This window comes from Kitasatospora sp. NPDC032121, assembly GCF_055580145.1.
This window is the reverse complement of sequence record NZ_JBVILX010000003.1, coordinates 392589-408072: the sequence shown is the minus strand read 5'-3', so window position 1 is coordinate 408072 and position 15484 is coordinate 392589. Positions and strand designations below refer to the sequence as shown.

Genomic DNA, 15484 nt, shown 5'->3' with positions numbered 1-15484 from the left:
CGCCGTCCACCGAGGAGTCCACGAGGAGTCCGCGTGAGCCCCTACCCTCCGATCGCCGAGCACGGGATCATCGGCGACCTGCAGACCGCCGCGCTCGTGTCCACCAGCGGTGACATCGACTGGTGGTGCACCCCCCGCTTCGACTCCCCGAGCCTGTTCGCCTCCCTGCTGGACCACGCCCAGGGCGGCCGCTGCAGGCTGGCCGTCGACCGGGACGCGGTGCCCGACGTACAGGTGAAACAGCTCTACCTCGCGGACACGGCCATTCTGGTCACCCGGTTCCTCGCCCCGCAGGGGGTGGCGGAGGTCGTCGACTTCATGCTCCCCGACACCTCCCCGGCCCCGAGCGACCGGCACCGGATCGTCCGCACGGCCCGGGTGGTGCGCGGACGGGTACCGTTCCTGCTGGAGTGCCGGCCGCGCTTCGACTACGGCCGGGCCCCTCACGGGCTCACCCTCGTGGACGAGCACTGCGCGGTGCTCCGGGGCCCGGAGCAGGAGCTGTGCGTGCAGACCACCGCTCCCGTCGCGCTCGGGCCCGACGGCTCCGACGTGACCGCGGCGTTCACCCTGGACGCGGGAGAGTCGGCCACCGTACTGCTCACGACCCAGCCGCCGGACGCCACCCCTGCCGCCGCGCCCACCGAGGCGGAGCACGCCGCCGCCTTCGAGGCCTGCCGGAAGTTCTGGTACGGATGGCTCAAGTCCTCGACCTACCAAGGACGTTGGCGCCAGATCGTGGACCGCTCGGCGATCACGCTCAAGCTGCTCAGCTACCACCCGACCGGTGCGCTGGTCGCCGCCGCGACGATGGGGCTGCCGGAGCAGATCGGCGGCGAGCGGAACTGGGACTACCGCTACACCTGGATCAGGGACGCCTCGCTCTCCGTGCACACCCTCATCAGCCTCGGCTTCAACGACGAGGCGCGCGCCTTCCGCCGCTGGGTGCGGGAGCGGATCGAGGCCGCCGGTTCCGGGGGCGAACGGCTCCAGATCATGTACCGCGTCGACGGCGACCCCCACCTGACCGAGGAGTCCCTCACCCAGTGGGAGGGCTACCGCCGCTCCTCCCCGGTGCGCGCCGGGAACGCCGCCGCCGAACAGCTCCAGCTCGACATCTACGGCGAGGCCGTCTACGCGTTCGCCGCCGACGAGAGCGACATGGGGGCGCTGCGCGGCTGGACCGCGTTCCGCGGGCTCCTGGACTGGCTGACCGAACAGTGGGACCGCCCGGACGAGGGCATCTGGGAGACGCGCGGCGGACGCCAGGACTTCACCTACAGCCGCCTGATGTGCTGGGTCGCCTTCGACCGCGCCATCCGCCTCGCCCTCCGGTTCGCCCGCCCCGCGGACCTCGACCGCTGGAGCTCGGAGCGCGACGACATCCTGCGCCAGATCGTGCAACGCGGCTGGAGCCCCGAACGCGAGGCCTTCACCCAGCACTACGGCACCGACGTCCTGGACGCCTCGCTGCTGCTGATGCCCAAGGTCGGTTTCCTCTCCCCCACCGACCCGGCCTGGCTGTCCACCCTCGACGCGATGGACCGGGAACTGGTCCAGGACAGCCTGGTCTACCGCTACGACCCCGCTGCCTCCCCCGACGGCCTGAAGGGCTCCGAGGGCACCTTCAACCTCTGCACGTTCCTCTACGTCGAGGCCCTGGCCCGGGCCGGCCGGGTCGCCCAGGCCCGCTACGCGTTCGACAAGATGCTCACCTACGCCAACCACGTCGGCCTGTTCGCCGAGGAGATCGGCCCCTCCGGCGAGCAACTGGGCAACTTCCCCCAGGCGTTCACCCACCTCGCACTGATCGACGCGGCGCTCGCCCTCGACGAGGAACTCGACCGCCGCGGGACCTCCTGAAGGGGACACGCGATGACCTCCACCGTCGCCACCGCCCCCACCGCGGCCGGACGCAAGGTGCTGGTGCCGCTGGCGCTGGCCCAGTTCATCTGCAGCTTCGCCGGCTCCAGCATGAACGTGATGATCAACGACATCAGCCGGGACCTGGACACCACCGTCCAGGGCGTCCAGGTCGCCATCACCGTCTTCCTGCTGGTGATGGCCGCCCTGATGATCCCCGGCGGCAAACTCACCGACCGCTGGGGCCGCAAGCGCTGCCTGATGGCCGGTCTCACCGTCTACGGCGTCGGCGCCGTGCTCAGCGCGGCCGCCCCGGGGCTCGGCGTCCTCCTCCTGGGCAACTCCGTGCTGGAGGGCGTCGGCACCGCCCTGCTGATCCCCCCGGTCTACATCCTGACCACCCTGCTGTTCACCGGTACGGCCGCCCGGGCCCGCGCCTTCGGTGCCATCATGGCCCTCGGCGGCATCGGCGCCGCGGCCGGACCGCTCCTCGGCGGCCTGCTCACCACGGCCATCGACTGGCGGGCCAACTTCGCCTTCCAGGCCGTGATCGTGGCCCTGATCCTGTTCCTCACCCGCAAGCTGGAGGACCCGCTCCCCGCCGACCCGGACCGGCCGTTCGACACCGTCGGCGCCGTCCTGTCCGCCGCCGGGCTGATCCTCCTGGTCACCGGCATCCTCGCCGCCGACAACAACACCTGGCTGATGATCGCGCTGTTGCTCGCCGGCGCCGCCGTGCTGGCCGGCTTCTTCCGCTGGATCCGCCGGCTGGAACGCGCCGGACGCGAACCGCTGCTGGCCACCAGCCTGTTCCACAACCGCACCTCCAACCTGGGCCTCATCACCCAGAACGCCCAGTGGCTCGTCCTGATGGGCGTCTCGTTCACCGTCGGCGCCTACCTCCAGGTCGTGCGCGGCTACAGCGCCATCGCCACCGGAGGCGTCTTCACCGCCGCCACCCTCGGCCTGCTCGCCACCTCGCTCGCCGCCGAGCGCCTGGCCGAGCGCCGCTCCCAGCGCACCCTGGTCCTCGCCGGCTTCGCGCTCACCACCGTCGGCATCGTCGTGCTGCTGCTCCTGGTCCGCGCCGTCGACGGCGTCTGGGCGTTCACCCCCGGCCTGCTGCTGATCGGGCTGGGCATCGGCCTGATGCTCACGCCCTCGGTCAACATCGTGCAGTCCGCCTTCCCCGACAGCCGTCAGGGCGAGATCTCCGGCCTCTCGCGCAGCATCTCCAACCTCGGCTCCTCGCTGGGCACCGCGATCGCCGGAACCATCCTGGTCTCGGAGCTCACCCGCAACGGCTACGCGGCGGCCATGGCCGTCCTCGCCCTCTGCGGCCTGGCCGGACTCTGCGCGGCGCTGTTCCTGCCGCACGACCGGCCCGCCGCGGCGGGCACCCCCGCAACCGGCCCAGGCCGCTGAACCCGAAGGAGGCCCCCGAAGGAGGGAAGTCCCACCACCCCCGGCAACCCCGTCCCCCCAGGAGGCGAGAACGGTGCTCGGCATTCACCACCAGGCAGCTCATTCCACCAGCACGACCAAGACCGACGAGCTCGGACGAGTCGGCTGGGTCGTCCTCGGGTCCTCGCTGTTCGTCGCCGGCGCGGTCGCGCACGCGCTGTCCGGCATCACCGCGATCACCAGGGAGATCCTGCGCCCCGCGCCGCAGCGCGCACCCGCACCGGTCGGCCCGGTGCGCCCGGGCGACCTCAGCGTCAACGAGAAGGACGGATGGATCCTCATCAGCGTCCTGCTCGTCGCGAGCGGCGCGGTGGCCCACGCCGTCTCGCACGTCGTCGGGACCATCAGGGAGGTCACCCACGCGACGCACCGGCAGGCCGGGGTATGACGCTGGCACCGGCACCGGCCCCGGCGACCTCCGACTCGGTGTCGAAGGGGCGCCGGGCCCGCCGCACCGTGCCGCGCTCGGAGCACGGGACCTGGGCCCCCGCGCAGGACCGCGCCGACCCCGTCGGCATCCTGGAGGCGCAGGCCGCCACCCGCGTTCCCGAGCTGGTGCCGATCCGCTACGGCCGGATGGCGGCCTCCCGGTTCGCCTTCCTGCGCGGCGCCCCCGCCGTCATGGCCGCGGACCTCGCCGCCGGTCCGCACACCGGCCTCACCGTCCAGCTCTGCGGGGACGCGCACCTGTGCAACTTCGGGCTCTTCGCCTCGCCGGAGCGCGCCCTGCTCTTCGACCTCAACGACTTCGACGAGACCCTGCCCGGCCCCTTCGAATGGGACGTCAAACGCCTGGCCGCCAGTATCGCCGTGGCCGCGCGCGAGAACGGGGCGCCCGACGAGTCCGCCCGGGCGGTGGCGCTCACGTCCGCCCGCGCGTACCGGCTCTCCATACGACGGCTCGCCGGCCTCGGCGAACTCGACGTCTGGTACCAACGGGTGGACACCGCCGACCTGCTGCCGCTGATCGAGGAGACGAAGTACCGCAAGCGCGTCCGAACCACCCTGGCGAAGGCACGCGCACGGACCAGCCTCCAGGCGCTGGCCAAGCTCACCGAGCCCGGCCCGGACGGCGAACCCCGGATCGTCCACGACCCGCCGCTGCTGGAACCGATGGGCCGCGACGAACTGCCGAGCCTGCGGCAGATCCTGCTGGACTACCGGAACACCCTGCCGGAGGAGCGGGCGGCGCTGCTCGACCGCTTCGAGCTGGTCGACGCGGCCCGCAAGGTGGTCGGCGTGGGCAGTGTGGGCACCCGGTGCCACATCGGGCTGTTCCGCGGACGCGCCGGCGGCGAACCGCTCTTCCTCCAGGTGAAGGAGGCCCAACGCTCCGTGCTGGAGCCGTACCTCGCGCCCGGCCTCCACCGGCACCAGGGCCGACGGGTGGTCGCCGGGCAACGCCGTCTCCAGGCCGTCGGCGACATCTTCCTCGGCTGGGCCACCGGCCCCGGCGGCCACGAGTTCTACTGGCGCCAACTGCGCGACATGAAGGGCTCCGCCGTCGTCGACGGCATGCCGGTGGACCTGCTGGACCGGTACGCCGAGCTGTGCGGCAGCACCCTCGCGCACGGGCACGCGCGCACCGGGGACCGCGTCGCCATCACCGCGTACCTCGGCTCCGGCGACGTCTTCGACCGCGCCATCGCCGACTTCGCCGTCGCCTACGCCGACCGGACCGACGCCGACCACGCCGCGCTCACCGCCGCGATCGACAGCGGCCGGATCAGCGCGCGGCCCGGCGTGTGAGCCGGCCCCGGCGGCGGGACGGCCCTACGCCCGGCCCGTCCCGCCGCCCTCGCGCGCCGGCTCGCCCGCGCCGGACGCGCGCCGGGCCGGCAGGTGGCCGGTGAAGGCGAAGCAGGCGAGCGTGATCGCGGCGACGGCCGGCATTGATCACCTTGAGGCCACCGAGCTGGGCCGCGCAGTACCCCCGTACGCGCCCGCGGCCGGGACGCCCGTCGAGGGCGGTCACCGCGTTGCGCCGAACGGCGGACCGCCCGAGGTGCCGCACGGCGTCCCGTCGCCCAGTCTTGGACGGAATCCGCGGCAGCGGACCGGGAACGGGGCGAGGGCATCGACCGGAGGGAGCACGGCGTGGCGCAGCAGCGTGGTCAGCCCAGCCGCGCCGACTGGATCCGCGGCAGGACCGCCTGGCTGAAGGGGCGGACGGCCACCCTGCGCGACGCCCCGTTCCTGCGCCGGCTCGCGGCCCAGCTGCTCCACGTCCACGTCCTGGACACCGCCACCCGCCTCGCCGCGCAGACGTTCCTGACCGCCATCCCGGTGCTGTTCGTGCTGGCCGCCTTCATGCCCCAGGAGGTGCGCACCAGCGTCTCCGAGTCGCTGCGCACCGTCCTGGGCCTCCAGGGCGCCTCACTCAACGAGATCACGGCGGCGCTCAACCCCGCCGGTGAGGAGTCCACCACCGAGACGTTCGGCGGCATCGGCATCCTGGTGACCCTGCTCTCGGCCACGACGTGCAGCCGCGTCCTGCAGCGCCTGTGCGAGCGGAGCTGGCACCTGCCCCACCTGGCGGGCCGCCTGGCGGCGTGGCGGTGGCTCGCCTGGCTCCTGGTGTGGCTGACCGCCCTGATCCTCCAGGGGCAGATCCGGGTCGGGCTCGGGGCGGGCGCGGTCCTCGGGGCCGTGCTCTACCTGATCACGGCCACCCTGCTCTGGTGGTGGACCCAGCACCTGCTGCTCGGCGGCCGGATCCCCTGGCCCCCGCTGCTGCCGGGGGCGGTGCTGACCGCCGCCGCGCTGACGGTGCTCGCCTGGGCGTCACGGCTCTACGTCCCCCACTCGCTGAACCGCAGCATCACCCAGTTCGGCCCGCTCGGCCTGGTCTTCACCCTGCTCAGCTGGCTCATCGTGGTGTTCACGGCCATCACGCTCTGCATCGGCATCGGGTACGTGGTGGCGAGCCAGGGACGACTGGCCCGGCTGCTGGGAACTCCGGTGCCGGACCCGGAGGACGAGGAGTGAGGCCGCTGTGGCAGCGGCCCGTGGGGCACCCGCCCGGGCGCCCCGGCCGCCTTTGCCAGCCCGGACGGTGTCGGACAGGATGGGGTTGTCAGCGATCCGCGCTCACCATGCGCCATCCCCTCTGAGGTGAGCACCATGCCCCTCAGCCCAGCCGCCGGCTCCCCCGTCCGCCCGGCGGACGCACCTCGACGCGGCTCCGCGCGGCCGGCCCGCATACCCGGGGGCGACCCGGTGCTCGCGGCCCGCTTCGCCGTCCCCCCGATCCCGGTGACCTTCGTGCACAGACCGCGACTGGTCGGGCGCCTCGGCGACGGCCCGGGGACGTCCCTGCTGCTGGTGAACGCCCCGGCGGGAGCGGGAAAGACCCTGCTCGTCGCCGACTGGCTGGCCACGACGCGGCTGCGCGGCTCGGCGGTCTGGCTCACCGTGGAGCGGGAGGACAACGCGCCGGGCGTCTTCTGGGCCTACCTGCTGGAAGCCGTCCGGCACCACGGCGTCGCACTGCCGGACGACATCGGCTGCCCCGCCCGGGCTTCCGAGGTCGACCACTCGCTGCTGGCCCGGCTGGCCGCCCACCTGAGCCGCCGCGAGGATCCCGTGGTCCTCGTCCTCGACGAGTTCGAACACGTGTCGTCCACCGAGGTGGCCTCCGGACTCCACTTCCTGCTCGGCCACGCGGGCCCGGGACTGCGGCTCGTCCTGATCAGCCGCACGGAGCCGAGCCTGCCGCTGCACCGCTACCGCGCCTCCGGCAGCACCACCGAGATCCGGGCCGCCGACCTGGCCTTCCGCCCCCGGGAGACCGCCGCGCTGCTGCGTCGGCACGGCCTGGACCTCTCCGCCGGGACGATCCGGTCGCTGACCGAGCGGACGGGCGGCTGGGCCGCCGGTCTGCGGCTGTCCGCCCTGGCCGCCCAGGGCGCCGCCGATCCCGAGGTGTACCTGAAGGAGTTCGAGGCCTGCCGCAGCACGGTCGCGGACTTCCTGCTCGCCGAGGTCCTCGACACCCAGCCCGCCGAGGCCCAGGACCTCCTGCTGCGCACGAGCGTCCTGGAACGGGTCCACCCCGATCTGGCCGACGCGCTGACCGGCCGTCCTGACGGGGCGCGGATCCTCGCCGACCTCGCGCGCGCCGACACCTTCGTCGAGGCCCTCGGCCACGGCTGGTACCGCTGCCACCCGCTGTTCGCCGAGATCCTGCGCGTCCACCTGGCGGCACGCAGCCCGGGGCTGGAACGGGCGCTGCACCGCAGGGCCGCCCGCTGGCTGATCACCGCCGGGCACCTGACGGACGGGCTGGTGCACGCCGCCGCGGCCGGCGACTGGGGGTTCGCCGCGACGCAGGTCGTCGACCGGCTGGCCATCGGACGGCTGTTCACCGGCCGCGGCGCGGACCGGCTCGACCGGCTGTTCGCCGACATGGCGCCCGACGCCCTGGGGCCCGCCCCGGAGCTGGTCCGGGCCGCGCGCGACCTCGCCCGCCACGACGTGGACCGCGGGCTCGAACACCTCCGGCGCGCCGAGGCGCTGCTCGCCGAACGCGACGGCGAGGACGTCCCGGCGGCGGCCCTGCTCAGCCTCGCCCACCTGCGGGTGCTGGCGGGCCGGCTGCTCGGCTCGGCCGACATGGCCCAGGCCGCCGCCGACCAGGCCGCCCGGTGGGAGGAGCACCTCCCGGCGGGGCTGCTGCGGCAGCACCCCGAGCTTCCCGCGCTCCGGCTCACCGACCTCGGCTCCGCGCTGCTCTGGGCGGGGAACCTCGACGCCGCCGAAACGGCGCTGTCCGCCGCCGCGGCCGGCGACGGCGCCACCACGGCCTGTCCGCGCCAGGAGTCGCTCGCCCGGCTGGCCCTGATCGACCTGCTCCGGGGCAGGCCGGGGCGAGCGGAGGTCCGCCTGCGGAAAGCGGGGGCGGAGGCCGAACGCGCCGGTCTGCCACCGGACTCCCGCACGGGGGCCGGCCGGCTCGTGCTGGCCGCGCTCGCCGTCGACCGCGACGACCTGCCCGCGGCGCGGGCGGCGATCGACCGGGCCGCCGGATCGGACGCGGCCGACCACGACCCGGCCGTCGCCGCGGGGATCGCGATCGTCCGGGCGAGGACGCTGCTGGCCGAGGGCCGTACCCGTGCGGCCCTCGACCTCCTCGACGGGCTGGAGCACGGCGGCCCCACCGCCGGACCGCCGCCGCCCTGGGTGCGGGAGAGCGTGGCCGTGACCGTCTGCACCGGGCACCTCGCCGAGGGGGACCCGGCCGCCGCCCTCCGGGCACTGGAGCGCAGTGGCGCGGACGGACCGGAGTGCGCCGTCGCCGCCGCCCTGGCGCGGCTCGCCGCCGGGGAGAGCCGACACGCCCTGCGGATCCTGGACGCGATCCCCGATCACGACGGCCACGGGCCCGCGGTCACCGTACGGGTCCTGCTCGCCCGGTCCCAGGCGGCCCTCGCCCTCGGCGACGAGGCCGCGGCCCAGCGCCTGCTCGCCCGCGCCCTCGCGGTCGCCCGGCCGGAGCGGCTGCGCCGGCCGTTCCGGGACGCCGGGCCGTGGCTGGAGCGGCTGCTGCGCTCCCGGCCCGAGCTGGTGGACTCCCACGGCTGGCTGCCCCCCGACCTCCTGCCCGGCCCCACGGGCGAGGCGGCCGGGGACACCGCCACGGCGGACGATCCGGTCGAGCCGCTGAGCGACCGCGAACTGGACGTGCTGAGACTGGCCGCGCAGATGCTGTCCACGGACGAGATCGCCGCCGAGCTGTTCCTCTCCGTGAACACCGTCAAGACCCACCTCAAGAGCATCAACCGGAAGCTCTCCGTCACCGGGCGCAACCGGGCCGTGCGGCGGGCGCGGGCGCTGCACCTGCTCTGACCCCGGACCGCTCCACCGCTACCCGCGGCCTAGGCGCGCCGGGACCGGCGGGCGCGCAGCCAGCGCCATCCGACGGCCAGAGCGCCCATCCCGAGCAGCACCAGGAACATCGCGAGCCAGGTGTTCCCGACGACCCGGGCCCCGGTGAACAGCACGATCAGCACCGCGCCCGCGGTGGCCAGGACCGCCAGCGCGGTCCGCAGCACCACGAGGAGCATGCTCGGGCGCAGGATCGACGAGGTCCCCGCCCGTACGGCCGCGCGCCCCTCCAACCCGTACCGGAGCAGGGCCCGGTCGGCGAGCTCGCCGGTGGCGCGGCGGTACATCACGCCGCACGCGGGCACCCACACGAAGGGGATCACGGTTCCGACGAGCAGCAGCCCGCCCAGCCCGGCCCAGCCGAGCCACTTGCGCACTGCCGAGCGCTCCGGGTCGTCGGGGGTCAGCAGGCCGATCAGGTACGCCTGGCGGCGGACGACGGCCGGCCAGGAGGCCTTCTCCCGGCCGTCGACCGAGGTCCGCGACGCCTTCCGGAGGGCCTCGTGCGCCTGCGCCGGCGTCGGATGGACCCCCTGCACCACCAGCACCTCCGCCGCCGCGTCGGGACCGCAGGGGTCGCGGCCGGACAGGGCGGCGAGTTCCAGCACCATGCGCAGCTGGGCGAGCAGCGCGGCGACGAAGGCGACCGGGAGCAGGAGGATGAACGGGCCGCCGAGGAAGGAGCCCTCGACCACGGTGCGGCGCACCCCGCGGTCGATGATCCGACCGACGGGATCCGGCCCGGCGTCCTCCGCTCGCTCGGGCGCCCGCTCGGGGTCGCCCCACGCCCGCTCGGGGTCGCGCAGCGCCGCGGCCGTCTCGGCCGCCTGGGGGCCCAGGTAGTCGACCACGAAGGCCGCCAGTCGCTCGGGCATGTACGCGGGATCCGCCCGGAGCGTCCTCAGCAGTCGTCCCACCACGCCGGGTTGTCGCCGCGCACTCTCCGATCCGCCCATCAGCCGCAGAATAACCCCGCCGCCGCACGACCGCCCGGGGCCGTCCCACCCGCCGGCCCGCACCGCTCCCCCTCCCCCTCCCCCTCGGCCCGGACCCGCCCGACCGACCGACCGACCGACCGACCGCTTGACCTTGACACGGTGACAAGGACTTCACTGCGGTCCTGGAGGTGGTCCTGATGATCAGGCCGGAAGAGGACACGGAGACGACGCCGCTGCTGCGGGGGCTGGAGCACGACGACGCGTCGGTGCGGCTGCGGGCGGCGCTGGCCGTCGGCAGCCGCCCGCACCCCGGGTTCGTCGGCGGGCTCGTCGAGCGGTGCGCGGTCGAGCCCGAGTTCACCGTGCGCGAGATGCTCACCTGGGCGCTCACCCGGCACGAGGCGGCGGCGACGCTCCCACTGCTGCTCGACGAGGTCAGGGCGGAGCGCGCCCAGGCCCGCAGTCAGGCCCTGCACACGCTGTCCAAGATCGGGGACCGGCGGGCCTGGCCGGCGATCACGCCCGCGCTGCTGGCCGACGCCGACGACGAGGTGGCCCGCAGCGCCTGGCGGGCCGCGGTCGTGCTGGTACCCGACGGTGGGCAGCGCGACCTGGCCGTAGTCTTGGCGGCTCAACTCGGACGCGGCGGACGCGAGACGCAGCTGAGTCTCAGCCGGGCGCTGGTCGCGCTCGGGGAGGCGATGCTGCCCGCGCTGAACGCCGCGACGACGGACCCCGACCCCCGGGTGCGCGCCCACGCGCTCGCCACCGAACGGCTGTGGCACGACCCGGACGCCGGATTCGAGTCCGCGATCGAGGAGGCGAAGCGCACGGCGGTCTACGGTCAGGGCCGCCAGGAGGGACGGTAGGCAGTGTTGATCGGCGACGTCGCGCGGCGGTCCGGGGTCAGCGCCCGCATGCTCAGGCACTACGAGTCGCTCGGACTGGTACGGCCCACGGGGCGCACCGGCTCCGGCTACCGCCGGTACTCCGACGAGGACATCCGGCGGATCTTCCACATCGAGAGCCTGCGGTCGCTGGGCCTGTCGCTGCGCGACGTCGGCCGGGCGCTCGACGACCCCGGCTTCGCGCCGGCGGAACTCGTCGACGACCTCATCCGCCGTACCCGCGAGCGCATCGCGGCGGAGACGGAGCTGCTCACCCGGCTGCGGCGGATCGACGCCGCGGAGCCCGCCGGTTGGGAGGAGGTGCTGGGGGTCGTCGCGCTGCTCCAGGCGCTGGAGTCGAAGAGCCCGGGCGCCCGGCAGCGCGCCGCCCTGTCGGCGGGCGACGCGGCCCGGTCCGCGGGCGAGGACGTCGCGGTGCCGGTGGAGGCGCTGGTCGAGGCCGTGCTGGGCGAGTCCGACCCGAACGTCGCCGGGGCTCTGCGCTGGGCGCTGGCGCGGGCCGGCGGGGACGGGGCGGCCCTGCTCGCGGCGGGCCTGCGCTCGCCCGCGGCCGAGGTGCGCGAGCGGGCCGTCCGGTCCCTCGCCGAGCTGCCGGACGGCGCGGCGACGGCGCTGCTGCGGGACGCCCTCGGGCACCCCGACGCCGTGGTCCGCAGGTACGCGGCCCTGGCGCTCGGGGCCCGCGGGGTCGCCGACGCCGTCCCGACGCTCGTCGACATGATCGTCGAGGCGGTGAACGACGCCGACGCGGCCGACGCGCTCGGCACACTGGCGGGCGACCCCGCGCTGGCGGAGCGGATCGCCGCCGGGCTGGTCGACCGCCTCGCCCACGACGCCGTCGGCCCGGACGCCCGCCGCCGCCTGGCCCAGGCGCTCGCGGAGGTCCCGGGCGGCACCACGGACCGAGCCCTCGACGAGCTCGCCCGGGACGAGGACCGTGCGGTCGCGCTCACCGCGACGTACATTCTCAAGCTGCGCAGCACGCGATAGTCGCGGGGCGGGGACGGGGGCGGGGTGACAGGGGCCGGGCGGTTCCGTCGGCAGCGGCGGCTGTTCCTCTCGGTGGCGATCGACACCTTCGGCTCCGGCGTCTTCCTGCCGCTGTCGCTGCTGTTCTTCGTCACCGTCCAGCACTTCCCGGCGGCCGCCGCGGGCACCGCCGTCACGGTCGGGTCGCTCGCGTCCTTCGCCGTCGTACCGCTCTGCGGACGGCTGGTCCAGGCCGCGGGGCCCAAGGCCTGTCTGCTCGTCGGCAACGTCCTGACCGCACTCGGGTACGGCCTGTTCTTCGCCACCGGGAACCTGGCCACGGTGGCGGCCGCCACCTTCCTGGTGACGGCCGCCGACCGGCTCTACGGCGCCGCCTGGCCGACCCTGGTCGCGCGGTTCGCCGAACCGGAGGAACTCACCGAGTGGTTCTCCGCGGTCACCGTCCTCAAGACGACCTCCCTGGGCGTCGGCACCCTGGGGGCGACCGCCCTGATGGCACTCGACGGCGGCCACGGCCTGCGGGTCGCGCTCGCGTTGAACAGCGCGAGTTCCCTCCTCGCCGCCGTCCTGCTGCTGGGGGTCACCGTGCCGGCCGCCGAGCGGCCCGGGCCCCGGGCGGCGGCGCGCTCGAACAGCCGGGCGGCGCTCGGCGACCGGCGCTTCGTGTCCCTGGTCGCGTCCCAGACGCTGTTGTCGGCGGCCTGGCTGATCCCGACGGTCGCCTTCCCTGTGTACCTGGTGGAGAGCCTCCATCAGGCGCCCTACTGGCCGACCGTCGTGGTCGCCGTCCGCTACGCCACCGCCACCACCCTGCAGATGCGGATCAGCCGCCGGCTCTCCGGCTGGAGCCGGTCCCGGGTGCTGCGCCTGTCGATCGGCGCGGTGGCCGCCGCCATCGCCCTGACCGCGGCCATCCCGACCGCCCCGCACCGCCTCCAGGGCCCGCTCGCCGTCCTCGTCGCGGCGATCCTGGCGCTCGCCGAGCTGGCCTCGAAGCCCACCGCGGCCGCTGCGGCGGTCACCATGGCCCCCAAGGGCGACGAGGGCCCGTACATGTCCCTGTTCCAGCTGACCTGGACGGTCTCCTACGCCGTCGGCCCGGCCGTCATCGGCCTGGGCCTGCAGAACCCCCCGCTGCTCTGGACCGCCCTGTTCCTCTGCGTCGCCGCCAGCGCTCTCGCCCACCGCCTCCGGGCCCCGCTGCGACAGCCGGCCGCCCCGCCAAGTCCGGTGCCCCGTCAGCCGGTTGAGGGGCGATCGACCCGACTCCGCTGACCTGGAACGGGAGTCCCAAGACCCTCGACCGGCACCGGAGACCGCCGGACGTCAGCGCCGGACCGGCGGCCGCTCCACGAGCCCGAAGGCGCGCAACTGGTACGGGAGGGCGGCCGGGCGGCGCCACCGCAGGTCGAGGCCGCAGGCGCCGAGGACGGCGCCGAAGGCATGCCGCATGGCGTCCTGGACGGCGGTACGGGCCCGGGCGGCCTGCTCGGCGGGGGCGGCGGCCAGGCGGCGGGAGGGGTTCCAGCGGAGGTCGGCGACGCCGGTGGTGTCGTCGCCGTCGTCGACGGGCCGGCACGGCGCGAGGGTGATGCCGGGTGCGTGCAGGTGGTCGGCGACCGGGAGGCCGGCGAGTGCGGCGGTGCGGCACACCGCGTCGACGACGTCCGCGTCGATGCCGAGGTCCTGCGGGCGGGAGCCGGGCGTGGCGGAGCCGGGCGTGGTGGAGCCGGCCGGGCCGGTGGCCGGGGCGGGGCCGCCGGCGCCACCGACCCTGGTCTCGCCGTCGAGCCGGCCGGCCACGACCTCGATGCCGAAGGCCGGCAGGAACTCCGCCAGCGCGTTCTGCATGCCGGCGGTGACGATCCGTCGGGCGGCGGCCGCGGGCTGCCGGGGCTCCTCCATGGCGGCGGCGGCCGCCAGCCGGGGGCCGGGTTCCCAGTGCAGGGCGATCAGTCCGGCGCAGTCGTCGGAGTCGTCGTACGGCCGGGCCGGGCGCAGTCGGACGCCGGGCCCGTGCCCGCCGTACCCGACGGGCAGGCCGGCCAGCAGGAGCGCCTCGGTGACGCGGTCGGCGAGCAGCGGGTCGATCCGGGGCCCGCCCAGGGACGTGTCCTCCGCAGCCGTGTCCACGCCGTCCTCCTCCTCAGGGCCACGGGCGGCGGCCGACCGGCTGCGCCCCGAGGGTACGGCGTACCCGGGCGGCCGGCCGGTGAATCCCGGAACCGGCCGCCGCGACGCCCGCCCGTCCGGCGGTCAGGCCCGCGGGGCCCTACAACCAACCGCGCCGCGCCGTCTTCAACCCGGCCTCGAAGCGGCTCGCCGCGTCGAGGCGTTCCATCACGGAGGCCATCTGCCGCCGTACGGTCCGCACCGAGACGCCCAGCCGCTTGGCCGCCGCGTCGTCCGTGAGCCCGGTGGACAGCAGCCGCAGCAGCTCGCGCTCCCCGGCGCTCAGCGTCAACGACGCCACCTCGTCCCGGTCTCCGCAGATCGGGACGGCGGTCTCCCAGGTCTGCTCGAACAGGGCGACCAGGGAGGCGACGATGCCGGGCTCCCTGGTGCACAGCGCGCCGGCCCGGGTGTTCTCCGGGTCGATCGGCACCACGGCCGTGCTCCGGTCGAAGACCAGCATCCGCGGCGGCAGCGCCGACGCGGTGCGCACCTCGGCGCCGAGGTCGGCCATCCAGCGGGCGTAGTCGAGGGTCTCCGGGGCGTCGTGGATGCTGTCCTGGTAGACGGTGCGCAGCCTGACTCCGCGTCGCAGGGCGTCCTCGTCGAGCGGGCGGGACGCGGCCAGGCTGGCCGCGGACTGGCCGCCGCCGGGCATCACCGCCAGGACCTCGGTGGTCAGCCGGGCGCTCAGCACCTCCAGCTTGTCCTGGATGGCGTCCAGGCCGAGCAGCCGCTCGCGGTCGGCCACCGGGGTGTCGGTCCGTACCTTCGCGTACTCCCCCAGGGCGCGTGCGACGGCGGCCTTGGAGGCCGCCAACTCCTGCTGGCGGCGCGCGAGTTCCTCTTCCTGGCGGCGCAGCAGGATCTCCAGTCCGCGCTCCGGGCTGACCGGCCGCAGGGTGCCGGGCCGTTCGCGGGAGGTCCGCAGCAGGGTGAGGTCGGCGAGCCGGTCGAGGGCTGTGCGCACGTCGGCCTCGGGGAGTTCGAGCCGCTCGCAGAGTTCCGCGACCCCTCCCTCTGGGTCGGCGAGCATTTCCCGGTAGACGGCTTCCGCAGTGGCGTCCAGCCCCAGCAGTTCCAGCACTTCACGACCCCTGATCCCCGTGGACGATTCCGTTATGCCCGGTCGGCCCGGAGCCGATCTTTCCTCCGGCCGGAACGCGATCGCAAGGGCATGATCCGGTCAACGCCCCACTCCAGGGGCGTCCGGGCCCCGGCAGGTCCCGCGGCGGGGCGGAATCCGTCCCGCCGCCCCGCGCA

Annotated in this window: 12 protein-coding genes; 9 read left to right on the top strand and 3 right to left on the bottom strand. The window is 75.1% G+C overall.

The genetic code is table 11. The annotated features are described in order from the left end of the window. Positions 1-33: 33 nt before the first annotated feature. The 6 genes from ACZ5OX_RS12775 to ACZ5OX_RS12750 all read left to right on the top strand — a co-directional run bounded on the left by ACZ5OX_RS12775 (position 34) and on the right by ACZ5OX_RS12750 (position 9174). Positions 34-1863 (top strand): glycoside hydrolase family 15 protein, encoded by a 1830-nt coding sequence (locus tag ACZ5OX_RS12775; RefSeq protein WP_465629916.1) that lies wholly within the window; start codon positions 34-36, stop codon positions 1861-1863. A gap of 12 nt (positions 1864-1875) precedes the next feature. Further along, the gene (locus tag ACZ5OX_RS12770) at positions 1876-3288 is read left to right on the top strand and encodes an MFS transporter (protein ID WP_465629915.1); all 1413 of its coding nucleotides are present in this window, start codon (positions 1876-1878) and stop codon (positions 3286-3288) included. 73 nt (positions 3289-3361) lie between these two features. Next, positions 3362-3715, top strand: coding sequence for a hypothetical protein (locus tag ACZ5OX_RS12765; RefSeq protein ID WP_465629914.1), 354 nt, complete (start codon positions 3362-3364; stop codon positions 3713-3715). Then, the gene (locus ACZ5OX_RS12760; protein WP_465629913.1) at positions 3712-5076 is read left to right on the top strand and encodes a DUF2252 domain-containing protein; all 1365 of its coding nucleotides are present in this window, start codon (positions 3712-3714) and stop codon (positions 5074-5076) included. The genes ACZ5OX_RS12765 and ACZ5OX_RS12760 overlap by 4 nt, the downstream gene beginning before the upstream one ends. A 348-nt stretch (positions 5077-5424) precedes the next feature. Further along, positions 5425-6315: a YhjD/YihY/BrkB family envelope integrity protein gene (locus tag ACZ5OX_RS12755; RefSeq protein ID WP_465629912.1), complete on the top strand. Its 891-nt coding sequence runs from the start codon at positions 5425-5427 to the stop codon at positions 6313-6315. Between the two features lie 135 nt (positions 6316-6450). Further along, positions 6451-9174: a winged helix-turn-helix domain-containing protein gene (locus ACZ5OX_RS12750; RefSeq protein WP_465629911.1), complete on the top strand. Its 2724-nt coding sequence runs from the start codon at positions 6451-6453 to the stop codon at positions 9172-9174. A 29-nt stretch (positions 9175-9203) separates the two neighbouring features. On the opposite strand, the gene ACZ5OX_RS12745 is transcribed toward ACZ5OX_RS12750, so the two are convergent. Continuing rightward, a complete protein-coding gene (locus ACZ5OX_RS12745; protein ID WP_465629910.1) occupies positions 9204-10088 on the bottom strand; it encodes a hypothetical protein in 885 nt (294 codons plus the stop codon). Positions 10089-10348: 260 nt separating this feature from the next. On the opposite strand from ACZ5OX_RS12745, the gene ACZ5OX_RS12740 reads away from it, so the two are divergent. The 3 genes from ACZ5OX_RS12740 to ACZ5OX_RS12730 are packed head-to-tail and all read left to right on the top strand — an operon-like array spanning position 10349 to position 13324. After that, positions 10349-11020 (top strand): HEAT repeat domain-containing protein, encoded by a 672-nt coding sequence (locus tag ACZ5OX_RS12740; RefSeq protein WP_465629909.1) that lies wholly within the window; start codon positions 10349-10351, stop codon positions 11018-11020. A gap of 3 nt (positions 11021-11023) precedes the next feature. Beyond that, positions 11024-12049 carry a MerR family transcriptional regulator gene (locus ACZ5OX_RS12735; protein WP_449807096.1) on the top strand — a complete coding sequence of 342 codons (1026 nt, stop codon included), beginning with the start codon at positions 11024-11026 and terminating at the stop codon, positions 12047-12049. 24 nt (positions 12050-12073) lie between these two features. Next, positions 12074-13324: an MFS transporter gene (locus tag ACZ5OX_RS12730; RefSeq protein ID WP_465629908.1), complete on the top strand. Its 1251-nt coding sequence runs from the start codon at positions 12074-12076 to the stop codon at positions 13322-13324. A gap of 51 nt (positions 13325-13375) precedes the next feature. Here the strand turns inward: ACZ5OX_RS12730 and ACZ5OX_RS12725 are convergent, their stop codons facing one another. Both ACZ5OX_RS12725 and ACZ5OX_RS12720 read right to left on the bottom strand, forming a co-directional pair. After that, positions 13376-14182, bottom strand: a complete 807-nt coding sequence (locus ACZ5OX_RS12725) for a hypothetical protein (protein WP_465629907.1) — start codon at positions 14180-14182, stop codon at positions 13376-13378. A 139-nt stretch (positions 14183-14321) separates the two neighbouring features. Beyond that, positions 14322-15308 carry a helix-turn-helix transcriptional regulator gene (locus tag ACZ5OX_RS12720; protein ID WP_392876576.1) on the bottom strand — a complete coding sequence of 329 codons (987 nt, stop codon included), beginning with the start codon at positions 15306-15308 and terminating at the stop codon, positions 14322-14324. Positions 15309-15484: the final 176 nt, after the last annotated feature.

Excerpts from the sequence above, each read along its gene's own strand:
- ACZ5OX_RS12770 (WP_465629915.1), top strand. The coding sequence starts at position 1,876 with ATGACCTCCACCGTCGCCACCGCCCCCACCGCGGCCGGACGCAAGGTG.
- ACZ5OX_RS12760 (WP_465629913.1), top strand. The coding sequence starts at position 3,712 with ATGACGCTGGCACCGGCACCGGCCCCGGCGACCTCCGACTCGGTGTCG.
- ACZ5OX_RS12750 (WP_465629911.1), top strand. The coding sequence starts at position 6,451 with ATGCCCCTCAGCCCAGCCGCCGGCTCCCCCGTCCGCCCGGCGGACGCA.
- ACZ5OX_RS12745 (WP_465629910.1), bottom strand. The coding sequence starts at position 10,088 with ATGCCCGAGCGACTGGCGGCCTTCGTGGTCGACTACCTGGGCCCCCAG.
- ACZ5OX_RS12740 (WP_465629909.1), top strand. The coding sequence starts at position 10,349 with ATGATCAGGCCGGAAGAGGACACGGAGACGACGCCGCTGCTGCGGGGG.